The organism is Pseudomonas sp. TE3728 (assembly GCF_056279145.1).
This window is the reverse complement of the sequence record NZ_JBWBQT010000001.1, coordinates 377,192-399,981: the sequence shown is the minus strand read 5'-3', so window position 1 is coordinate 399,981 and position 22,790 is coordinate 377,192. Positions and strand designations below refer to the sequence as shown.

The window sequence follows — 22,790 nt, the reverse complement described above, 5'->3', positions numbered from 1 at the left end:
TCGTTCCAGCTCGACAAACAGACGGCCAATGCCGCGAAGATCCAGCCGATGAGTATCCAGCACTGCCCTATTCATGATTTGCGATAGATCCGTTCTGGTTTGACCAATGCTTCAAATTGATTGCCATAGGCCGAGAAATCCACGGTTTCCTTACTGCCCAGTGCCAGAAAACCCCGATGACACAGCGATTCGTGAAACAAGCCCAACGCACGACCCTGAAGTTTTTTATTGAAATAAATCAATACATTACGACATGAAATTAATTGAGTTTCCGAGAACACACTGTCGGTGGCCAGGCTGTGATCGGCGAAGGTCACGTTGTCGCACAGGCTCTTGTCGAAAATCGCATAACCATAGGCCGCCGTGTAGTAATCGGCGAACGACCGCTGACCACCCGCCTGTTGGTAGTTGTGAGTGTAGGCCCGTACGTTCTCCAGGGAGAAAATCCCCTGCCGCGCTTTATCCAGCGAGTGCGGGTTGATGTCGGTGGCATAGAGGATGGTGCGATCCAGCAGGCCTTCTTCGCGCAGCAGAATCGCCATCGAATAGACCTCTTCGCCAGTGCTGCAACCGGCGATCCAGACCTTGATCGACGGATAAGTCTTGAGCAGTGGCACCACTTCCTGACGTAGCGCCAGGAAATGCGAAGGGTCGCGGAACATTTCACTGACCGGAATCGTCAGCAATTGCAGCAATTGCATGAACGCGGTCGGATCATGCAGAACCTTCTCTTGCAGCGCCGAGATGGTTTTGCACTCGAACTGACTCAAGGCGTGATTGACCCGGCGTTTGATCGACGCGCTGGAGTAATCGCGAAAATCGTAGCTGTACCTGAGGTAGATCGCCTCGATCAATAAGCGCAATTCGATGTCGGTGTCGCGCTCCACTAGATTCGTTCCATCTTCGGTAACCACACACGAATCAAAGAGAACAGGCGATCCAGGTCGATAGGCTTGGCCAGGTAGTCGTTGGAACCGGCCTGCAAGCAGCGTTCCTGATCGTCCTTCATCGCCTTGGCCGTCACCGCAATGATTGGCAGCTTGCGCCAGCGCGGGTCCTTGCGGATTTCGAGGGTGGCTTCGAAACCATCCATTTCCGGCATCATCACGTCCATCAGCACCAGGTCAATGTCCTCGACTTCATTCAATTTCTCGATCGCCTCACGGCCGTTGCGACCAATGACCACGATTGCGCCTTTTTGCTCCAGCGCGCTGGTGAGGGCGAAGATGTTGCGTACATCGTCGTCCACCAACAGCACTTTGCGGCCCTCGAAAACCTTGTCGCGGCTGCGGGCGATCTTGAGCATCGTCTGACGTTCCTGGGACAAGCGGGATTCGACCTTGTGCAGAAAAAGTGTCACTTCGTCCAGCAACCGCTCGGGCGAGCGCGCGCCCTTGATGATGATCGAACGCGAATACTTGCGCAGCTCGGCCTCTTCGTCCCGGGTCAGGTTACGTCCGGTATAGACGATCACCGGCGGGAACGAGCAGATATCCTCGGTGGACATGCGTTTGAGCAAGTCGTTGCCAAGCATGTCTGGCAGCTTCAGGTCGATGATCATGCAGTCGAAAATCGTGGTGCGCAGCAAGTCCAGTGCATCCTGCGCCAGGCCGACAGCGGTGATTTCAATGTCCTCGTCGCCGATCAGCCGGGCGATGCTGTCGCGTTGCACGTCGTCGTCTTCAACCAGCAAGACCCGTTTGACCTTCTGCGTCAGTTTGGCTTCGAGGCGGGCAAATACCTCCTTGAGCTCCTCGCGGGTGGTGGGCTTGACCGCATAACCGATGGCGCCCATGTGCATGGCCGCCTCGACCCGGTCTTCGACCGAAATCACGTGTACCGGGATGTGCCGGGTTTCAGCATGTTCTTTCAGGCGCTGCAATACCGTCAGCCCGGAATGATCCGGCAGGCGCATGTCCAGCAGAATCGCATCAGGGAGGAACTGCATGGCCAGGTCATAGCCTTCGTCGGCGCCATGGGCCACCAGGCACTGATAACCCAGTTCATGGGCCAGATCGTAAAGAATGTGCGCAAAGTTGGGCTCATCCTCGACGACCAGGATGCAGCGGGTAGCGAATGGCGCCTTGTTGCGATCATCATTGAAACGCGGAATAACGGCGGCAATCAGCGGCCCAGGCGCAGCAACCATGGCGCTTTTGGGCATGACAACCGGCGTGGCTTCCATCGTCTCGACAGGCGCGTCGCCCGGCTCGACGTAATGCTGCGGCAGCACCAGGGTGAACACACTGCCCTGCCCAGGCGTACTGGTCACACTGATCGAGCCGCCCAACAAGGTGGCCAGATCACGCGAAATCGACAAACCCAGGCCGGTGCCGCCGTAACGACGATTGATGGTGCCATCGGCCTGACGGAAGGCTTCGAAAATGCTTTCCTGCTGATCCGGCGCGATACCGATGCCCGAATCGCGGATGATAAAGGCAATGCCATCGCCCGGTTGAGCAGCGACGCTCAGGCTGACAGCGCCTTTCTCGGTGAACTTCACGGCGTTGGACAGCAGGTTCTTGATCACCTGCTCCAGGCGCTGGCGGTCGGTGAACAGCATCAGGGGTGCATCGGCCAGCAATTGCACCTGGAAATCCAGGTTCTTTTGCGCAGCCAACGGCTGGAACATGCCACGCAGGCCTTCCACCAGACGCGCGACACTGGTGTTTTCCGCTCGCACCTCAAGCTTGCCGGCCTCGACCTTGGAAATGTCGAGAATGTCGTTGATCAGGTTAAGCAAATCATTGCCGGCGGAATAGATCGACTCGGCGAACTTGACCTGCTCGGCACTGAGATTTTCCTGCGGGTTTTCCGCCAACAGCCTGGCCAGAATCAACGAACTGTTCAGCGGCGTGCGCAGTTCGTGGGACATGTTGGCGAGGAATTCGGATTTGTACTTGCTGGAGCGCTGCAACTCTTCGGCGCGCGCTTCGAGTTCAATCTGGACACGATTCAGTTCAGTGTTCTTCTGGTCCATGGCATCGCGTTGCGCGGCCAGGATCTGCCCCTGCTCGGCGAGTTGTTCGTTGGTTTGCTCCAGCGCTACCTGCTGGGTTTCCAGGTGGCCCTGGGATTCCTTGAGAATCCGCGACTGCTCTTCCAGCTCCTCGTTGGCGCTCTTGAGTTCTTCTTGCTGAACCTGCAGCTCTTCGTTGAGTTGCTGGGCTTCGGCCAGCACCTCCTGCAAACGTTGACGATAGCGAGCGGCTTCGATCGAGGTGCCGATGTTGCCGGCAATCAATTCGAGCAGTTCAACATCACGATCCGTCAGCGTGCGCAGGAACCCCAGTTCGATCACACCGTTGACCCGATCGTCATCGCTGGTCGGCACCACCAATACGCTATGCGGTAAACCTTCGCCCAGGCCGGAACTGACTTTGAAGTAGTCGCCTGGTACGTCATCCAGACGAATCAAACGCGCCTGTTGCGCCACCTGGCCGACAATCCCTTCGCCACTGTAGATCTGCTGTTCAAGCGCTTCCTGTTCCCGGGAGAAACCGTAAGACGCGATACGCTTCAGGCCACCATGATCCTCACGGACATAGATCGCCGCGACAGCCGTGCCTAAATATTGCGCGCAGAACTGCAAAATGTTGCGCCCCAACACATTGAGAGATAGCTGTCCCAGGACTTGCTCGGCCAGTTCGGTCTGGCCGTTGCGTAACCAGGCTTGCTGTTCCAGGCGTCGGGCACTGGCCTGTTGTCCGGCGAGATTGGTGCTGTAACTTTGCGACAGTTTGAGCAAGTCCCGACGGCCAATGTAGGCCAGCAACCCGCTGATAGCGGCCACGAACAGCAGATAAAGGGCGATGCTCCAGATCGTGGTTTGGCGCACTTCCTCGTTGCGTGTAGCACGCAACTGCTGCTCCAGGTCGATAACGTCTTCGAATTGCTTGCGGATCTCATCGGTCAGCCGCTTGCCACGCCCGGCCTTGACGGCGCCACGGTAGTCGCCGCTGGCGCGCTGCAAATCGATCATCGCTTGCGCGTAATTGGCCCATTCCGTCTGCAAGGCCTGGAGCCGGCGCAGACGATCAGTCTGGACCGGATTGTCGGCAGTCAATTCGAGCAAGGTATTGAGCGCGACAGCGATTCTCGGCTTGGCCGTCTCGTAGGGATCGAGGAAATGTTCGTCGCCACTGAGCAGGAACCCACGCATGCCGGTTTCCAGATCGACGGTCAGCTTTATAGCCTCATTGGCATTATTGATCACCCGGTCGGTGTGCTGGACCCACTGAATCACCGACAGCAGGTAGGTGATCAGCGAAACGAAGAAAACCGCACTGATGACGCCCACACCCAATGGCAGGCTGACGTTGCGGCTCAGGAGTTTACGGAATCGTTGCTCATCAACCGAAGACGCAGAGGTCATGGGGAAGCCTTGTCGTGCTGTTGAAAAGCATCGAGTCTGCCCCAAAACGGCCGGGCTCATCCATTTTTCTGACATGTTTTTCGGCAAAAACCTGCATTTAGCTGCTCTGGGACAAAGGAGCGGTTATTCTCTGCGGCTCTTGTGCGGCTATTGTTTTTGTAGCGCGTCGGGAACCTGTCGTGATTCATCACTCAATCACGCAAGAACCCGGCGGTTTCGATTGTCCGGCAACCGCGAATTCAACCTTTGAGAGCCCCACTATGCCCGCTGACCCCTTCACCATTCTAGTCGTCGAAGACGATGCCATCGTACGCACGCTGATCGTCGATGTGCTGGAGGAGCTCGAATTCGAAGTACTCGAGGCGGATGGTAGCGAACAGGCCCTGGAGTTTCTAAATGACGAAGACCAGGACATCGACTTGCTGATGACGGATGTGGGGTTGCCGGTCATGGACGGTCGGGAACTGGCGAAGCAGGCGCGCATGCTGCGTCCCGAATTGCCAATTCTGTTCGCCAGCGGCTATGCCGAAAGCATCGAGGTGCCTGACGGCATGCATATCATTGGCAAGCCGTTTTCCATTGATCAGTTGCGGGACAAGGTCAAAGGCATGCTGGTCTGAGAAAGTTGACTGGGGTTGTGGCCCCCACCACTTCTGCATAAACCGACGTAAGGCTGCATTTTTCGGCGTTTTTCGGCTCAACCTGTCAACTCTGACAGTAGAAAAGGCCGCCCGCCTGGCGTTTGATTGGACCGGTGATTCTCACTCATAAGGAACCGGGTCCATGCCGAATCAAACCGAATGCTATGCACGTTATTTGAAAATCAGCGGATTGTTGCTAATGCTCATCGCCGGATATGGTTGCCAGTCAGCCTCTTCCGACAATCCGCAGCACTGCTTTGAACAGAACGGACAAGCGTTCAGCGAAGTATTGAACTGCTATCGCAAAGCCCAAGCGACGCAACCGCTGCACTACATCAGTAAGGGACAAGAGCAACAGCCCGGCGTCAACATCCGGCGCTTCGAACTGATGTCACAGTCCTGGGGCCAGGGCGGTCAAGTCGCCCCGGCAGACTGGACCCATGGAGTCGACCTGTACATTCCCGACAACGTCAAGGGTACGCGTGCCGTGCTGGTCGCCAACGACGGCGTCAACCAGCCTTTGCCCGGTGAGTCTCCGGGAGCACCCAACAACTTTTCGCAGCACACATTACTCAACATTGCCCGGCAAACCGGTTTGATCGTAGTGGCTGTCAGCAATGTCCCTAACCAGTATTTGACCTACAGCGATGACGGCGTGCCGCGCACAGAAGATGGCAGCGTTGCCCACAGCTGGAAACTATTCATGCAGGCGCCGGAACAACAACCCTTTATGTCGCTGCATGTGCCGATGATGGAAGCGTTGGTCAAGGCCATGGACCTGACACAAAAGGAAACGCAGCCAGGCCAGGTGGTGAGTTTTCTTGCCACCGGCGCGTCGAAACGCGGTTGGGCGGTATGGCTGTCCGCCCTTTCGGACTCACGCGTCGATAGCATCGTGCCGTTTGTCATAGACGTCTTGAACACGGACAAAGTGTTCGACCAGACGTTTCTGGCTTACGGCGGTAACTGGCCTCTGGCGTACATCGACTACTACTTGCAAGGCGTGATCGCCCAACGCAAGAGCGAGCCGTTCAAGAAGTTGCTGCAAGTCGAAGATCCGATGAACTATCGAAATCTATCCGGCTACATCGACCGCTTGAAGATCCCGAAATACATCGTCAACGCCAGTGGCGATGATTTCTTCATCCCGGATGCTTCGCGCCAGTATCTTGCGGATCTGCCGGGTGACAATACACTTCGGGTCATTCCCAATGCCGCCCACGATGTGCGGGCGTTTGTTGAAGCGAACCTGATTCCTTACATCAAGCGGCGGCAGACCGGCAATACCGCACCGAGGTTAAAGGCACAGGAACAGCACCTGGACGCCACATCAACCAAGTTGCAGCTGACCTTGTCCGAAATGCCAATCAGGATGACCCAGTGGACAGCCCACAACCCAAAGGCCCGGGACTTCAGGTATAACTGCGGCGTGCGCTACACCGCAGCACAGTTGCCGGCCTCAACGGAAGTCCATACAACTCTCCGTGCTCCCAAGGTGGGTTGGAGCGCAGAGTTCTTCGAGGCTGAGTACGCAGACGGCGTTGTCGAAACGACATTGGTCAAGATTCTTCCGGATACATATCCGGATAAGGCACCACCCGCCGATGAGGCGTTTTGCAGAACGCTACCCGCCACCCTGGGTCAGTGAATCAAGACACGACAATCTCGACCGTTTTGCTCAATGGGGTGGCTCTCAACAATTGGACGTTAGTCCACTCCTGAATCTCGCCAACGGCAAGATGTCCATGGGCCTGCCGAGTTTTCCAAATACCAACTACAACAGCTCCATGGCGTTTAAAAATGCCGACTCGTTTGCATTGACGACATCGCTGCTAAGCCAATTAAAAACCAACAAGCAAGCGTATCAGCAGAATATAGCGACCATGAAAGCGGCACTCAAAAATGCCAACCATGGATACATCAGTGGGCAGACACTGGTAAAAATCAACATCCTCCAAGTTTCAGACATACCGAGTTACCGATACCGGGCGCATGCGACCACTACTGTACTGTGGTTTAATTGCGCCCTTTTTGCCTCCTCGCTTGCTGCAAAGGATCACTATTCATGACCCACCCCCGCGCAAACAAAGTCCTGGTGATTGGTTACGTCTGGCCCGAGCCCCGCTCTTCTGCGGCCAGTGGGCATGTGATGCAGATCCTCGATATGTTCCTGCAACAAGGCTGGGACATCACCTTCAGCAGCCCGGCCGGCACCGGTGAGCACCGTGCGGACCTGACCGCGTTGGGCATCCGCGAAGTGCCGATCGAGTTGAATAACAGCAGTTTCGACACCTTTGTCAGTGAACTGGCACCGGATATCGTGTTGTTCGACCAGTTCATGATGGAAGAACAGTTCGGCTGGCGAGTAGAGAAACACTGCCCCGACGCCTTGCGCGTGCTGGAGACCTCCGACCTGCAAAGCCTGCGACATGCCCGGCATCAGCGACTCAAGGTGCGCTTGAAGGCCAGTGATGACGGCAATGATTTCAGTGAGTTGTTCGCCCCTGCATTGCGCGAAGAGTTCGAGCTCATGGCCGAAACCGATCTGGCAAAACGGGAGATCGCCGCGCTGTATCGTTGCGACTTGAACCTGATGATCTCCGAAGTGGAGATTGAATTGCTGGTCGAGCAGTTCGGGTTGCCGCAACAACTGCTGCACTGGTGTCCGTTGATGGTCGAACCGCTGACCACCGCATCGCCAGTTTTTGAAGACCGTGCGCATTTCCTCAGTATCGGTAACTTCCGCCACGCGCCCAACTGGGACGCCGTGCTCTGGATGAAAACCACGATCTGGCCGCTGATCCGTGCGCAGCTGCCAGAGGCGCAACTGCATATCTATGGCGCCTATACGCCGCCCAAAGCCACCGCCTTGCATAATGCGGCCCAAGGGTTTCACGTGATGAACTGGGCAGAAGATGCCTTGCAAGTCATGTCCGCGGCGCGGGTATGCCTGGCGCCGTTACGCTTTGGTGCCGGTATCAAAGGCAAGATTGTCGACGCCATGCTGTGTGGCACGCCCAATATCACCACCCCGATTGGCGCAGAAGCGATGCACCGCGAACAGCCGTGGCCGGGCGCCGTGACCCGAACCGCGCGCGAGTTCGCCGATTGTGCAATTCGTCTTTATAAAGACAAAGACCTCTGGATGAGCGCCCAATCCCATGGGCAGACGTTATTAGCCGAGCGTTATCAGCCGTCGATACATGGCCCGGCGCTGATCGAGAAGTTGTTGTATTGCCAGCAACACCTGGCACAACTTAGAAGGGATAACTTCACCGGCAGCATGTTGCGTCACCATCAACATAAAAGTACTCAGTATATGGCACAGTGGATCGAGGCAAAGAACCGAAATCAATAACCAGGCTTTCAACCGCCTTCAACTAAAGAACATATAAACCACATACCCTGCATCAATCCAATGCTTGACCACTTACACTTTCACATCTCATTGGTGGTTCGATCTCGCCAAACGCGATTGGGCTACCCACTGCAACATCATCAATGTCGATTTCATTGAAGAGTCAAAAATAGTTTCTTGTTGCCGAGCCGCGAGCTTGATAAAAGCGAACAACAAAATCAAACAGTCCCACTCCGACGCGCCATCAGTTAGCTATATTTGTGGAGATATTTCTATCGCTGGCAATACTGCCGAGCACTCCTATGCTGGTTTCTGAACTTGTCTTTATGACAGCCTGACAATCCGGACGCAGCCCTTCGCCGCTTCCGGTCATTAACCACTTCGCCCCACGGACGGGGCGAAATTAACGCACAAGGAATAATCATGACTCACAGTGCAGCAGGAACGCTCGACAAACAGAAATGGATGAGCAACGTACTGGATATCGATCAGTTGAAGCTGACCGACATAGTCTGGCCCGGCACGCACAATGCCGGCATGGACAAAAAAGCCCCCAACTATGAAGTGGTGGTCGGCAACTGGACAACCTGCCAGAACGATTCATTTGCCTGGCAACTGGCCAATGGCGCGCGGGCTTTCGATCTGCGGCTTGGCTACACATTCGGTCCTGTAGAGCCGGTGTTTTACTTTCATCACAATGGGTTTCAATCCCATCGGATCCTCGATGAACTGATCGATGCAGTATCAACCTTTCTCGATCGAAATCCGGATGAATTCATCGTGCTGGACTTTCATCAACTTGGACTTACGGGCAAACCCTTCGACTATCGGAAACTCAACGACGTACTGGTGCGTCGCCTTGGGCTGCGAATCATCCCGCACAGCGACGCATTGAAAACCGTGGGCGAACTCAAGCGTACCAGCTCACTGCGCCGCATCGTCATGGCGGCCCAAGGCGCGTCGGGGCTGGACAGCAAGTACTTCTGGCCGCGCATACCGCACAAGTGGCACGACCAGGCATTCACTGATACCAGCGAGCTGCGTGACCATATCGCTACAACCCTTGAAGATGCGCCCTACGAAACGTTTCTCTGGTCGCTGTCGGCGACCACCTATTCACTATTGGGCGGCCCGCAACATATAAAAAGCCAGATCAATGACTGGTTCAATACCACCCGCGACTGGGTAACCCGTTGCAGCATCATTAGTATCGATTTTTTCGACGAGTGCGAGATTGTCCGCTACTGCTGGAGCGCGTCCAGCATGAAAGCCGTGTATGGCCGCTCGTTGCATGAGCCGGCATGAGCGATCAGTGTTGCAGGCTGGCACAGAGAGCCTGGAAAGAGGCATGATCAACGGGCGATAACAATAAAAGTGTCCTGACATGAGCCGACCAGCCAGAGTTACCGATCCTTCCTACGAATTGATGGACGACCATAACGGGTTGTCCATCATCTATCGTCAGCATGGCTTCCCCTGCCCTTTGGTGCGCTGGCATTTTCACAAGGAATACGAACTGCACCTGATCATCGCCAGCTCCGGCAAGGTGTTCATCGGTGACTACATCGGCAACTTCTACCCGGAAACGCTGTTCCTGACCGGCCCCAACCTGCCCCACAACTGGATCAGCCAGGTGGCCGAAGACGAAGTGGTGCCCAAGCGCGACATGCTGGTCAATTTCACTGACGAACTGTTCGAAAGCGGCCATCAGGTGTTCGCCGAGCTCAAGACGCTTGCACCCTTGCTGGAGCGCGCGCAGTACGGCATCGAGTTTCGCTGCAAGCGCACGATTCGCCAGGCCATGACCTTGATGCAGCGCATCGCTGATACCAAGGGCATGACCCGGCTCGGGCATTTTTTCATTCTGCTGGAGTTGCTGGCAGCATCCGATGACTATCAGTTGCTGTCCGGTGCCACGACGCCGCAATTGGCCGATGAACACAATATCGACCGCACCAACCGGGCGGTGGATTACATCTTTGCCCATTACGCCCGGGAACTGCCGCTGGAAGAAGTCGCCGAGCACCTGGGTCTGAAGCCAACCTACTTCAGCCGAGTGTTCAAACAGGCCACGGGGCGCTGCTTCATCGAATTCGTCAATCGCCTGCGCATCAGCAAATCCTGCGAGCTGCTGGCCGATGGCGACAAAACGGTGACCGATGTGTGTTTCGAATCGGGCTTCAATAATATTTCCAACTTCAACCGGCGTTTCCAACAGCTCAAGGGCATGACGCCGTCGCACTACCGGCGGTTGGCGGTGCAGCGTTTGACTGAGCAAAACCACGGATAAAAGCAGGATCAAAAGATCGCAGCCTTCGGCAGCGCCTACAGGGATCGCGTGATTCTGTAGGCGCTGCCGAAGGCTGCGATCTTTTGATTTTCGGCCGTATAAACCTGTACGGATTCAATCGGGGTTAACCGCTAAAACACCGTCCTCTGTGCTTCCCGCATTGAACCCCAGTGCAAAAAAGTATCGGTCACAGTGCGATGGATGATTTGTCACCCCATCAATTGAAGGCTGTAATCAGTGCACATTCTTCCTGCGCAGGAAGACACAAAAACAATAACTGTCCTTCTGTAACCCGCCGGGTGCAGAAAAGGAGTGCACGATGCAACCTTCTGTAAAAGCTCTGCTTGCTCTCACCTGCATGACCCTCAGTAGCGTCAGCCTCGGCGCCCAGACCCTGACCATTGCCACCGTCAACAACAGCGACATGATCCGCATGCAAAAACTCTCGAAAACCTTCGAGGCCGAGCATCCGGACATCAAGCTCAATTGGGTGGTGCTCGAAGAGAACGTCCTGCGCCAACGCCTGACCACCGACATCGCCACCCAGGGCGGGCAGTTCGATGTGTTGACCATCGGCATGTACGAAGCCGCACTCTGGGGCGCCAAGGGCTGGCTGGAACCGATGAAGGACTTGCCGGCCAGTTACGCCCTCGACGACGTGTTCCCTTCAGTCCGGGAAGGCCTCTCGGTCAAGGGCACGCTCTATGCCCTACCGTTCTACGCGGAAAGCTCCATCACCTATTACCGCACCGACCTGTTCGAGGACGCCGGGCTGACCATGCCCGAACGCCCGACCTGGACCCAGATCAGCGAATTTGCCAGCAAACTCACCCATAAAGACAAAGAACAGTACGGCATCTGCCTGCGCGGCAAGGCGGGCTGGGGCGAGAACATGGCGCTGATCACCACCGTCGCCAATGCTTACGGCGCACGCTGGTTCGATGAACAGTGGAAACCGGAATTCATCGGCCCCGAATGGAAAAACGCGCTGAACTTCTACGTCGACACCATGAAGAAATCCGGCCCGCCGGGCGCCTCAAGCAATGGTTTCAACGAAAACCTGGCGCTGTTCAACAGTGGCAAGTGTGCGATCTGGGTCGATGCCAGCGTCGCCGGCTCGTTCGTCACCGACAAGACCCAAAGCAAGGTCAGCGATCACGTCGGCTTCACCTACGCACCGCATGAAACTACCGACAAAGGTTCGGCCTGGTTGTATTCCTGGGCGCTGGCCATTCCGACCAGTTCCAAGGCCAAGGACGCGGCGAAAACGTTCAGCGCCTGGGCCACTTCCAAGGAATACGGTGCGTTGGTCGCGGAAAAAGACGGCATCGCCAACGTGCCGCCAGGCACTCGTGCTTCGACTTACACCGAGGCCTATATGAGCGCCGCGCCGTTCGCCAAGGTAACGCTGGAATCGCTGAAGGCTGCGGACCCGAGTAAACCGTCCCTCAAGCCCGTGCCCTATGTCGGCATCCAGTTGGTGACCATTCCTGAGTTCCAGGCCGTGGGCACCCAGGTCGGCAAGCTGTTCTCGGCAGCGCTGATCGGCCAGACCACGGTCGACCAGGCTTTGACCGCCGCCCAGTCAACCACCGAACGTGAGATGAAGCGCGCCGGTTATCCCAAAGTAACCGCGCAATAACAACTGTGGGAACAGGCTTTTGTGGCGAGGGAGCGTGCTCCCGCTCGGCTGCGAAGCAGTCGCAAAGCTTTTGGGGCCGCTTCGCGACCCAGCGGGAGCAAGCTCCCTCGCCACACAAACCTGTTCCCACATTGGATCTTCATTTGTCTGTTCTTAATCGGTTTTAACACCATGAATATTTCAACTGTCAAAGCTCACATGGACATTGCCCAGCCGGTGCGTAAAAGCCGGTTGACCAACCCCGGCTGGTTTCTGGTCAGCCCCTCGGTGGCGCTGTTGCTGCTGTGGATGATCGTGCCGCTGGGCATGACCGTCTACTTTTCAATGATTCGCTACAACCTGCTCTACCCCGGTGAAAACCAGTTCGTGGGGTTGGAGAACTTCAGCTACTTTCTGAGCGACTCGGGCTTTCTGCCCGGCGCCACCAACACCCTGTTGCTGGTGGGCAGCGTGCTGCTGATCAGCGTGGTGTTCGGCGTGTTGATCAGCGCGTTGCTGGAGGCCAGTGAGTTTCTCGGTCGCGGCATCGTGCGGGTGATGTTGATCTCGCCGTTCTTCATCATGCCCACCGTCGGCGCGCTGATCTGGAAGAACCTGATCTTTCACCCGGTCTCGGGGATTCTCGCCTACATCTGGAAGCTGTTCGGCGCGCAGCCGGTGGACTGGCTCGCGCATTACCCGCTGCTGTCAATCATCATCATTGTCTCGTGGCAATGGCTGCCCTTCGCGATCCTGATTCTGATGACCGCCATGCAGTCCCTCGACCAGGAACAGAAAGAAGCCGCGCGCCTGGACGGTGCCGGTCCCATCGCGATCTTCTGGCACCTGACCCTGCCGCACCTGGCCCGGCCGATTGCGGTGGTGGTGATGATCGAAACCATCTTCCTGCTGTCGGTGTTCGCCGAAATCTTCACCACCACCAACGGTGGCCCCGGTTATGCCTCGACCAACCTCGCCTACCTGATCTACAACCAGGCGCTGGTGCAGTTCGACGTCGGCATGGCGTCCGCCGGTGGTTTGATCGCGGTGTTGATTGCCAACGTCGCGGCCATCGTGCTGGTGCGGATGATCGGCAAAAATCTGACAGACAAAGCCTGAGGCCTGCGCCATGACTCTTCAACAATCCCGCCGCCTGCAAAGCCTGCTGCTCGGCACTCTGGCCTGGGCCATCGCGATTCTGATCTTCTTCCCGATCTTCTGGATGGTGCTGACCAGTTTCAAAACCGAAATCGACGCGTTCGCCACACCGCCGCAATTCATCTTCACGCCGACGCTGGAGAACTACCTGCACATCAACGAGCGCAGCGACTACTTCAGCTTCGCCTGGAACTCGGTGGTGATTTCCTTCAGCGCCACGGCCCTGTGCCTGCTGATCGCGGTGCCGGCGGCCTACTCCATGGCGTTCTACGAAACCCAGCGCACCAAAGGCACGCTGTTGTGGATGCTCTCGACCAAGATGCTGCCGCCGGTGGGCGTGTTAATGCCGATCTACCTGCTGGCCAAGAGCTTCGGCCTGCTGGACACGCGCATCGCGCTGATCGTGATTTACACGCTGATCAACCTGCCGATCGTGGTCTGGATGATTTACACCTACTTCAAAGACATCCCCAAAGACATCCTCGAAGCCGCACGCCTGGACGGCGCAACGCTGTGGCAGGAAATGGTCCGGGTGTTGCTGCCGATCGCCAAGGGCGGCCTGGCTTCCACGGTTCTGCTGTCGCTGATCCTGTGCTGGAACGAGGCGTTCTGGTCGCTGAACCTGACCTCGTCCCAGGCCGCGCCACTGACCGCGTTGATCGCCTCGTACTCAAGCCCCGAAGGTTTGTTCTGGGCCAAGTTATCGGCGGTGTCGACCCTGGCCTGTGCGCCGATCCTGATCTTCGGCTGGATCAGCCAGAAACAATTGGTCCGCGGCCTGTCGTTCGGCGCCGTGAAATGAATCAAAAGCAAAAGATCGCAGCCTGCGGCAGCTCCTACAGGGGCACCGCATCGGCCGGACGTTCCGTGTAGGAGCTGCCGAAGGCTGCGATCTTTTGATCTTAAAAAACAACAATCGGAGGCCCATCATCATGGCCAACCTGAAAATCAAAAATCTGCAAAAAGGCTTCGAAGGTTTTTCCATCATCAAAGGCATCGACCTGGAAGTGAATGACAAGGAATTCGTGGTGTTCGTCGGCCCGTCGGGCTGTGGTAAATCCACCCTGCTGCGGCTGATCGCCGGCCTTGAAGAAGTCAGCGGTGGCACCATCGAACTGGATGGCCGCGACATCACCGAAGTCAGCCCGGCCAAACGCGACCTGGCGATGGTGTTCCAGACTTACGCCCTGTACCCACACATGAGCGTGCGCAAAAATATGTCGTTCGCGCTGGACCTGGCCGGTGTAGCGAAAGCCGAAGTCGAGAAGAAAGTCGGCGAAGCGGCGCGCATCCTTGAACTCGGGCCGATGCTGGAACGCAAGCCCAAGCAACTGTCCGGTGGTCAGCGTCAACGCGTGGCCATCGGCCGGGCGATCGTGCGCAACCCGAAAATCTTCCTGTTCGACGAACCGCTGTCCAACCTCGACGCCGCCCTGCGGGTGCAGATGCGCCTGGAACTGTTGCGCCTGCACAAAGAACTGCAAGCCACGATGATCTACGTGACCCACGACCAGGTCGAAGCCATGACCATGGCTGACAAAGTCGTCGTCCTCAATGGCGGCAAAGTCGAACAAGTCGGTTCGCCGCTGGACCTGTATCACCAGCCGGCCAACCTGTTTGTTGCAGGCTTCCTCGGCACGCCGAAAATGGGCTTCCTCAAGGGCAAAGTCACCCGCGTCGAAAGCCGGAGCTGCGAAGTGCTGCTGGACGCAGGAACCCGCATCACGTTGCCGCTGAGCGGCGCCAACCTGAGCGTCGGCGGCGCGGTGACCCTGGGCATTCGCCCGGAACATCTGCAGCTGGCGCAACCCGGCGACTGCACCCTGCAAGTCACTGCCGACGTCAGCGAGCGTTTGGGCAGCGACACTTTCTGCCACGTCCTGACGTCGTCCGGCGAAGCGCTGACCATGCGTGTTCGCGGCGATCTGGCCAGCCGTTATGGCGAAACCCTGAGCCTGCACCTGGATGCCGAACACTGCCATTTATTCGATGCCGACGGCATGGCGCTGACCCGCCCACTGCGCGCCGCAGCCTGATCCGAGAGCATGCGATGAAACTGAATAGACAGAACCTCAACCGCCTCGCCCCCGAGGTGGCCCTGCCCGCCTACACCCTGAGCGACACCCGCCAAGGCATCGCGCACATTGGCGTCGGCGGTTTCCACCGTGCGCATCAGGCGTACTACACCGATGCCTTGATGAATACCGGCGAAGCGCTGGACTGGGCCATTTGCGGGGTCGGCCTGCGCGCTGAAGATCGCCGCGCCCGGGACGATCTCAAAGAGCAGGATTATCTGTTTACCCTGTTCGAACTCGGCGACAGCGACGACGCTGAAGTGCGGGTGATCGGCGCCATCCGCGACATGCTGCTGGCCGAAGACAGCGCCGAAGTGCTGATCGACAAACTCGCCCATCCAGATATCCGCATCGTCTCGCTGACCATCACCGAAGGCGGCTATTGCATCGATGACAGCAACGGCGAGTTCATGGCGCACCTGCCGCAGATCCAGCACGACCTGGCTCACCCGAACGCACCGAAAACCGTGTTCGGTTTCCTCTGCGCCGCACTGGCCAAACGTCGTGCAGCCGGTACACCCGCGTTCACGCTGATGTCTTGCGATAACCTGCCGCACAACGGCGCCGTGACCCGTAAAGCCTTGCTGGCATTCGCCGCCCTGCGCGACGCCGATCTGCGCGACTGGATCGAGCACCATGTCAGTTTCCCTAATGCGATGGTTGACCGAATCACGCCGATGACCAGCACCGAGCATCGTCTGCAACTGGCCGACAAACATGCAGTGGATGACGCTTGGCCGGTGGTTTGCGAGCCGTTTGTGCAATGGGTGCTGGAAGACAAATTCGTCAACGGTCGCCCGGCCTGGGAAAAGGTCGGCGTGCAGTTCACCGACGACGTCACGCCTTACGAAGAGATGAAGATCAAACTGCTCAACGGCAGCCATCTGGCCTTGACCTACCTGGGCTTTTTGAAGGGTTACCGCTTCGTTCACGAAACCATGAACGACCCGCTGTTCGTGCGCTACATGCGCGCCTACATGGACCTGGACGTGACGCCGCAACTGGCGCCGGTGCCGGGGATCGACCTGACCGAGTACAAAAGCACCCTGGTGGCGCGCTTCTCCAATCAGGCGATTGCCGATCAGCTGGAGCGGGTATGTTCGGATGGCTCGTCGAAGTTTCCGAAATTCACTGTGCCGACGATCAATCGCTTGATTGCTGATGGCCAGGAAACCAAACGTGCGGCGCTGGTGGTGGCGGCTTGGGCGCTGTACCTCAAAGGCGTGGATGAGAATGGCCAGACCTATGCAATTCCGGATCCACGGGCGGCGTTCTGCCAGGCGCTGGTGGCCGATGATGTGTTGATCACGCAGCGGTTGTTGGAAGTGGAGGAAATTTTTGGGACGGCGATACCGCGTTCACCGGAGTTTGTCGCTGCGTTCGAGTGGTGCTGTAACAGCTTGCGCGATGTTGGGGTGACACGGACGCTGGAGCGGGTTTTGGCGTAAGTGCGGTGCCGAATTGGCTGCCGTCATCGCGAGCAGGCTCGCTCCCACAGTAGATCTTCAGCGAACACAGACTCTGTGTTCGACAACGATCCAATGTGGGAGCGAGCCTGCTCGCGATTGGCTTCACTGAGATCGACCTGACACACCAAGGATCTTCCATGGCAAACCAACAATTATTCCTGGGCATCGATTGCGGCACCCAAGGCACCAAAGCCGTGATCCTCGACGCGCACAGCGGCCAGGTCCTCGGTCAGGGCGCCGCTGCCCACAGCCTCATCAGCGGCGCCAATGGTCGTCGCGAGCAAGACACTGTCCAATGGCAGGAAGCCTTTACCCTGGCCACCCACCGTGCATTGCTCGCAGCGAATGTAGACGGTCAGGCCATCCTCGGCATCGGTGTTTCCGGCCAGCAGCATGGCCTGGTGATGCTCGACGATCGCGGCCAGGTGTTGCGCCCGGCCAAGCTCTGGTGCGACACCGAGTCCACGCCGGAGAACGACCGCTTGCTCGCCCATCTGGGCGGCGAAAAAGGTTCCCTGGAACGCCTCGGCATCGTCATCGCGCCGGGCTACACCGTGTCCAAACTGCTCTGGACCAAAGAACAACATCCGCAAGTGTTCGCCCGGATCGCCCGCATTTTGCTGCCCCATGACTACCTCAACTACTGGCTCACCGGGCGCAGTTGCAGCGAGTACGGTGATGCCTCGGGCACCGGGTATTTCAACGTGCGCACCCGCCAATGGGACTTGCAACTGCTGCGCGACATCGACCCCACCGGGCGCCTGCAAGCCGCGCTCCCGGAGCTGATCGATGCCCACCAACCGGTCGGCACAATCCTGCCGAGTATCGCCGAACACCTCGGCATCAACCCGCACGCACTGGTCTCCAGCGGCGGCGGCGACAACATGATGGGCGCCATCGGCACCGGCAATATAAAGCCTGGCGCGATCACCATGAGCCTCGGCTCCTCGGGCACGGTTTACGCCTATGCCGAACAAGCAAACGTCAGCCCGGACGCCTCGGTCGCGACGTTCTGCTCCTCCAGCGGCGGCTGGCTGCCGCTGATCTGCACGATGAACCTGACCAACGCGACCGGCGCGATTCGCGAGTTGTTCGAATTGGATATCGAGGCGTTCAACGGCTTGGTCGAGCAAGCGCCGATCGGTGCCGACGGCGTGTGCATGCTGCCGTTCCTCAATGGCGAACGCGTCCCTGCCCTGCCCCATGCCAGCGGCAGTCTGCTGGGGCTGACCATGACCAACCTGACCCGGGCCAACCTGTGCCGCGCCGTGGTAGAAGGCACCACCTTCGGTTTGCGCTACGGGCTGGACCTGCTGCGCCAGAATGGCTTACAAAGCCTGCGCATCTGCCTGATCGGCGGTGGTTCGAAGAGCCCGGTGTGGCGGCAGATCGTCGCTGACATCATGAATACACCCGTGATTTGTACTGAACAAAGCGAGGCCGCGGCCCTCGGCGCAGCGATTCAGGCGGCGTGGTGCAAATCCTGGGCAAACGGTCACGAAGACAGTCTGGCGGACTTGTGCGAGCGTTGCGTAAAGCTCGATCTGGCCAGTGAAACCTTACCGATTGCAGAAAATGTAGCGGCCTGTCAGCAGGCCTATGAACGCTATCGACAGCATGTCGCAACCCTTTAAAGAGCGAGAAACTATGTATCTGGTATGTGGCGAAGCACTGTTCGATTTCTTCAGCGAAGACGATGCCAGCGGCCTGGCATCCAAAGTGAATTTCAAGGCGATTGCCGGCGGCTCACCGTTCAATGTGGCCGTAGGTTTGCGCCGCTTGGGCGTGGACGCGGCACTGTTTGGCGGGCTATCGACCGATTACCTCGGCCGACGTTTGCAACAAGTGCTGCAGGATGAAGGTGTGCGCCCGGACTACCTCGTGGACTTTGCCGCGCCGACCACCTTGGCGATGGTCGCGGTCGGTGCCAATGGCTCGCCCCACTACAGCTTTCGTGGCGAAGGCTGCGCTGATCGGCAGTTGAGCCTGGCGCATCTGCCAGAGCTGGGGCCTGAAGTGCGCGGTTTGCATGTCGGCTCGTTTTCGCTGGTGGTTCAGCCGATTGCCGATACGTTATTGGCATTGGTGCAACGGGAAAGCGGCAAACGCCTGATCAGCCTCGATCCGAACGTGCGCCTCAATCCCGAGCCGAACATCGAGTTGTGGCGCTCGCGGATTGCCACGCTGGTGGAGCTGGCCGACCTGATCAAGGTCAGCGACGAAGACTTGAGTCTGTTGTACCCCGAGCAAGATCCTCAGCGCGTCATCGAAGGCTGGCTGGAGCATCGCTGTCAGGTGGTGTTCCTGACCCGTGGCGGCGAAGGCGCAACGGTATTCAGCCGTGCCCACGGCTCGTGGTCGGTACCGGCCTGTTCAGTGAAGATTGCCGACACTGTGGGGGCTGGCGATACGTTTCAGGCAGCGTTGATTACCTGGCTGACCGAGCAGCAGTTGGATTCGGTTGAAGGTTTACAACAGCTGAGCCGTGAACAGATCGACGGGATGCTCAGGTTTGCGGTGAGCGCAGCGGCGCTGACGTGCAGCAAGACAGGGCCGGATTTGCCGTATCGGCAGCAGTTGGAAATGCGCTGAATGTGAGGGCCTCTTCGCGGGCAAGCCTCGCTCCTACAGGTCCGGCGTTGGCATGATCAATGGCTCGCCACAAATCCTGTAGGAGAGAAGCTTGCCCGCGAAGGCGGCCTACCGGTTGCACACCGAAAAATTGTAACTCCGCAATCAACGGCACAAGCCCATATCCATTGCTCGAAACCCTCTAGACAAGGGTTTCCCCTATACAGCTTGCCCTCCATATTCGTCTTGAACATGGCACTTTAATACTGCACCATCCGCCCCTGCTTTTTCAAAGGACGGAACTCAAGGCATGCTGGACGCAAACGCAATCCATATCTCCCTCACACTCGAAGGTGTTTCCGTCGACCTGCAGGTCCTCAGCTTCGTCGGTCGCGAAGCCCTCAACCAGCCGTTCTGTTTCGACATCGAACTGGTCAGCGTCCGCCCCGACCTGAAACTCGAAGAGCTACTGCACAAGCCCGGTTGCCTGACCTTCGGCGCCACCGGCCAGGGCAAAATCCATGGTCTGGTCTACCGCATCGAGCAAGGCGACTCCGGCAAGAGCCTGACCCGCTACAGCATCAGCCTGGTGCCGCAACTGGCCTACCTGCGGCACAACCACGACCAGCAGATTTTCCAGCAGTTAACCGTACCGAAGATCATCGCCCAAGTCCTCGAGGCCCGCGGCATTCTGGCCGACGCCTACAGCTTCCAGCTCGGCGCCATCTACCCCGAGCGTGTGTACTGCGTGCAGTACGACGAATCCGACCTGCACTTCATCCAGCGCCTGTGCGAAGAGGAAGGCATTCACTTTCATTTCCAGCACTCGGCCAGCGGCCACAAACTGGTGTTCGGCGATGACCAGACGGTGTTCCGCAAACTCGCGCCGGTGAGTTACCAGCAAGACTCCGGTATGGCCACCGAGAAACCGGTGATCAAGCGCTTCAACCTGCGCCTGGAAACCCGTACCACCCGCGTCAGTCGCCGCGACTACGATTTCGAAAAACCGCGCCTGCTGCCTGAGGGCGCGGCCAAAAGCGCGTTCGCCCCGGACCTCGAAGACTACGACTACCCCGGCCGCTTCACCGACCGCGCACGTGGCAAGCAACTGGCGACCCGTGCCCTCGAACGCCATCGCAGCGACTACCAACTGGCCGAAGGCAAAGGCGACGAACCGACCCTGGTCAGCGGCCACTTCATGGCCCTGAGCGAACACCCGCGCGCCGAGTGGAACGACCTCTGGCTGCTGCTGGAAATCGTCCACGAAGGCAAGCAGCCGCAAGTACTCGGCGAGAACATCACCAGCGACGTCACCGATAACAAGGACGACTTCCACCAGGGCTACCGCAACCGCTTCCTCGCCACGCCGTGGGACGCGCATTACCGCCCGGCCCTGGAACACCCGAAACCGAAAGTGCTGGGCAGCCAGACCGCCATCGTCACCGGCCCGGCGGGTGAAGAAATTCACTGCGACGAATACGGCCGCGTCAAAGTGCAATTCCATTGGGACCGCGACGGCCAGGGCCACGACACCAGCAGCTGCTGGCTGCGCGTCGCCACCGGCTGGGCCGGCAACGCCTACGGCGGCATCGCCATCCCGCGAGTCGGCATGGAAGTGCTCGTCACCTTCCTCGAAGGCGACCCCGACCAACCGCTGATCACCGGCTGCCTGTACCACAAGGAAAACATCGTCCCCTACGACCTGCCGGCAAACAAAACCCGCAGCACTTTCAAGACCCTCAGTTCACCGGGCGGCAAGGGCTACAACGAGTTTCGCATCGAAGACAAGAAAGGCGCGGAACAGATCTACCTGCACGCCCAGCGCGACTGGGATGAAAACATCGAGCACGACCAGAAAATCCGCATCGGCAACGAACGGCATGACACGGTCGAAGCCAACGCGTTCAGCGAGTTCAAGGTGGAAGAGCACCGCCTCACCCACCTGGATCGCAAGACTGAAGCGCGGGCGGATGATCACCTGACTGTCGGCGTGACCCGGCATGTGAAAGTGGGGACGGCGCAGTTTGTTGAGGCCGGGTCGGAGATTCATTACCACGCCGGGGAGAAGGTGGTGGTTGAGGGTGGGATGGAGCTGACGGCCAAGGCTGGCGGGAGTTTTGTGAAGATTGATGCGGGTGGGGTGACGATTAGCGGGGCTGAGGTGAAGGTGAATTCCGGCGGCGCTCCCGGCGCCGGTACGGGAATCCAGATTCTCGACCCGGTAATCCCATGGGCCGCCGCCAAAGACAAGGCCGGCGCCCTGCTCGTCCCGGCCGCCGTGCAAATGGCCATGGCCAAAGCGGCCCGGGCAGCCGGTGATATCCGCTGCCCGATTTGCGAAGCCTGCCGTGAAGGAAAATGTGATTTGGGGGCAACAGCATGAGCGACGCACTGAACAACTGGCTCGGCGAGCAAGCTAAACTCAATCGCGTCCTGATCCTGGCCCTCGACAGCCTCGCCGAACCGAACCCGGTCACGTCGCTCTACAGCGCCGGCCTGATGCAGCACTCAGTGCAACTCTATCGACGCACCCAATACGCCGAGTTCGCCGCCATCAGCCCTTGGCTGACCGAACTGCACAATCCCGGCGCCGATGCCTTCCGCAAACTGCTGGACGACCCACAGCGCAACTGGGGCTGGATCGGCAGCATGGACAAGGCTGATCTCGACAGCCTGACCCTACACTGGCAAGCCCGAATGGTTATCGAGGAAGATGGCGAACGTTCGTTGTTCCGCTTTCAGGATAATCGCGTGATTGCTCGCTGCCTTGCCAACCTGAGCGAGGCCGAACGCTCCTTGCTGTTAGGTCCGATCAGCAGCGTGTTGTATTGGGATGAGGAGAAGTGGAAAAGCGCAGATAACGCCAGGCCCGGCAGGTACCCAGTACCAAACCCCGCGCCATGGTTACGAATTCCAAACTCGCCGGAGCGTACGCGCAACATCTTACGCGAGAACCTGAAACGCTGGTTGCTGGTGTACCACGTCGAGGCCGCCGCCAAACTCTCCGAAACCCGCAATGTCCGCGAATGGCTGGAAGAGCAGATGGACCTGCTTGAGGCCTGGCAATGGAACACGCCGGAACAGCGTGAGTTCATGCTCAGCCTGAGACTTGCTCCGCAGTGCGCGGACGATATGGCTTGGCAGCCTCTGCCGGGTGAGACGCCGGAGCAACATTTTGCGCGGTGCCAGCGGGTGTTTGATGCGCAATTAGGGCAGTCAGAGCGTGGGTGAG

Annotated in this window: 17 protein-coding genes and 1 pseudogene; 16 read left to right on the top strand and 2 right to left on the bottom strand. The window is 58.2% G+C overall.

Going from position 1 to position 22,790, the window contains the following annotated elements:
- Positions 1–71 precede the first annotated feature (71 nt).
- The gene (locus ACZ89R_RS01765; protein WP_429546930.1) at positions 72–887 is read right to left on the bottom strand and encodes a CheR family methyltransferase; all 816 of its coding nucleotides are present in this window, start codon (positions 885–887) and stop codon (positions 72–74) included.
- A complete protein-coding gene (locus ACZ89R_RS01760) occupies positions 887–4,375 on the bottom strand; it encodes a response regulator (protein ID WP_429546931.1) in 3,489 nt (1,162 codons plus the stop codon). The genes ACZ89R_RS01765 and ACZ89R_RS01760 overlap by 1 nt, the downstream gene beginning before the upstream one ends.
- Positions 4,376–4,635: 260 nt before the next feature.
- On the opposite strand from ACZ89R_RS01760, the gene ACZ89R_RS01755 reads away from it, so the two are divergent.
- The 16 genes and pseudogenes from ACZ89R_RS01755 (at position 4,636) to ACZ89R_RS01680 (ending at position 22,789) form a co-directional block, all read left to right on the top strand.
- A complete protein-coding gene (locus ACZ89R_RS01755; protein ID WP_429546932.1) occupies positions 4,636–4,995 on the top strand; it encodes a response regulator in 360 nt (119 codons plus the stop codon).
- Between the two features lie 163 nt (positions 4,996–5,158).
- Positions 5,159–6,664: a PhoPQ-activated protein PqaA family protein gene (locus tag ACZ89R_RS01750; RefSeq protein WP_429546933.1), complete on the top strand. Its 1,506-nt coding sequence runs from the start codon at positions 5,159–5,161 to the stop codon at positions 6,662–6,664.
- The gene (locus ACZ89R_RS01745) at positions 6,621–7,085 is read left to right on the top strand and encodes a hypothetical protein (protein ID WP_429546934.1); all 465 of its coding nucleotides are present in this window, start codon (positions 6,621–6,623) and stop codon (positions 7,083–7,085) included. Before ACZ89R_RS01750 ends, ACZ89R_RS01745 begins: the two co-directional genes overlap by 44 nt.
- Positions 7,082–8,374, top strand: coding sequence for a glycosyltransferase (locus tag ACZ89R_RS01740; RefSeq protein ID WP_429546935.1), 1,293 nt, complete (start codon positions 7,082–7,084; stop codon positions 8,372–8,374). The genes ACZ89R_RS01745 and ACZ89R_RS01740 overlap by 4 nt, the downstream gene beginning before the upstream one ends.
- 94 nt (positions 8,375–8,468) lie before the next feature.
- Positions 8,469–8,582 (top strand): annotated as a pseudogene (locus ACZ89R_RS01735) (phospholipase); the annotation flags it as partial.
- Between the two features lie 215 nt (positions 8,583–8,797).
- A complete protein-coding gene (locus tag ACZ89R_RS01730) occupies positions 8,798–9,679 on the top strand; it encodes a phosphatidylinositol-specific phospholipase C domain-containing protein (RefSeq protein WP_429546936.1) in 882 nt (293 codons plus the stop codon).
- A 79-nt stretch (positions 9,680–9,758) separates the two neighbouring features.
- Positions 9,759–10,664, top strand: coding sequence for an AraC family transcriptional regulator (locus ACZ89R_RS01725; RefSeq protein ID WP_429546937.1), 906 nt, complete (start codon positions 9,759–9,761; stop codon positions 10,662–10,664).
- A 319-nt stretch (positions 10,665–10,983) separates the two neighbouring features.
- Positions 10,984–12,306, top strand: coding sequence for an ABC transporter substrate-binding protein (locus ACZ89R_RS01720; RefSeq protein ID WP_429546938.1), 1,323 nt, complete (start codon positions 10,984–10,986; stop codon positions 12,304–12,306).
- Between the two features lie 171 nt (positions 12,307–12,477).
- Positions 12,478–13,404 carry a carbohydrate ABC transporter permease gene (locus ACZ89R_RS01715; protein WP_123496945.1) on the top strand — a complete coding sequence of 309 codons (927 nt, stop codon included), beginning with the start codon at positions 12,478–12,480 and terminating at the stop codon, positions 13,402–13,404.
- 10 nt (positions 13,405–13,414) lie between these two features.
- Positions 13,415–14,245 (top strand): carbohydrate ABC transporter permease, encoded by an 831-nt coding sequence (locus ACZ89R_RS01710; protein WP_007905617.1) that lies wholly within the window; start codon positions 13,415–13,417, stop codon positions 14,243–14,245.
- Positions 14,246–14,375: 130 nt separating this feature from the next.
- Positions 14,376–15,479 (top strand): ABC transporter ATP-binding protein, encoded by a 1,104-nt coding sequence (locus ACZ89R_RS01705; protein WP_429546939.1) that lies wholly within the window; start codon positions 14,376–14,378, stop codon positions 15,477–15,479.
- A 14-nt stretch (positions 15,480–15,493) separates the two neighbouring features.
- Entirely contained in the window at positions 15,494–16,966 is a 1,473-nt protein-coding gene (locus ACZ89R_RS01700; protein WP_429546940.1) for a mannitol dehydrogenase family protein, read from the top strand.
- A gap of 158 nt (positions 16,967–17,124) precedes the next feature.
- Positions 17,125–18,621: a xylulokinase gene (gene xylB / locus ACZ89R_RS01695; RefSeq protein WP_429546941.1), complete on the top strand. Its 1,497-nt coding sequence runs from the start codon at positions 17,125–17,127 to the stop codon at positions 18,619–18,621.
- 13 nt (positions 18,622–18,634) lie between these two features.
- Entirely contained in the window at positions 18,635–19,579 is a 945-nt protein-coding gene (locus tag ACZ89R_RS01690; protein ID WP_429546942.1) for a carbohydrate kinase family protein, read from the top strand.
- A gap of 289 nt (positions 19,580–19,868) precedes the next feature.
- Positions 19,869–21,941 carry a type VI secretion system Vgr family protein gene (locus ACZ89R_RS01685; protein WP_429546943.1) on the top strand — a complete coding sequence of 691 codons (2,073 nt, stop codon included), beginning with the start codon at positions 19,869–19,871 and terminating at the stop codon, positions 21,939–21,941.
- Positions 21,938–22,789 (top strand): DUF4123 domain-containing protein, encoded by an 852-nt coding sequence (locus tag ACZ89R_RS01680; RefSeq protein ID WP_429546944.1) that lies wholly within the window; start codon positions 21,938–21,940, stop codon positions 22,787–22,789. The genes ACZ89R_RS01685 and ACZ89R_RS01680 overlap by 4 nt, the downstream gene beginning before the upstream one ends.
- Position 22,790: the final 1 nt, after the last annotated feature.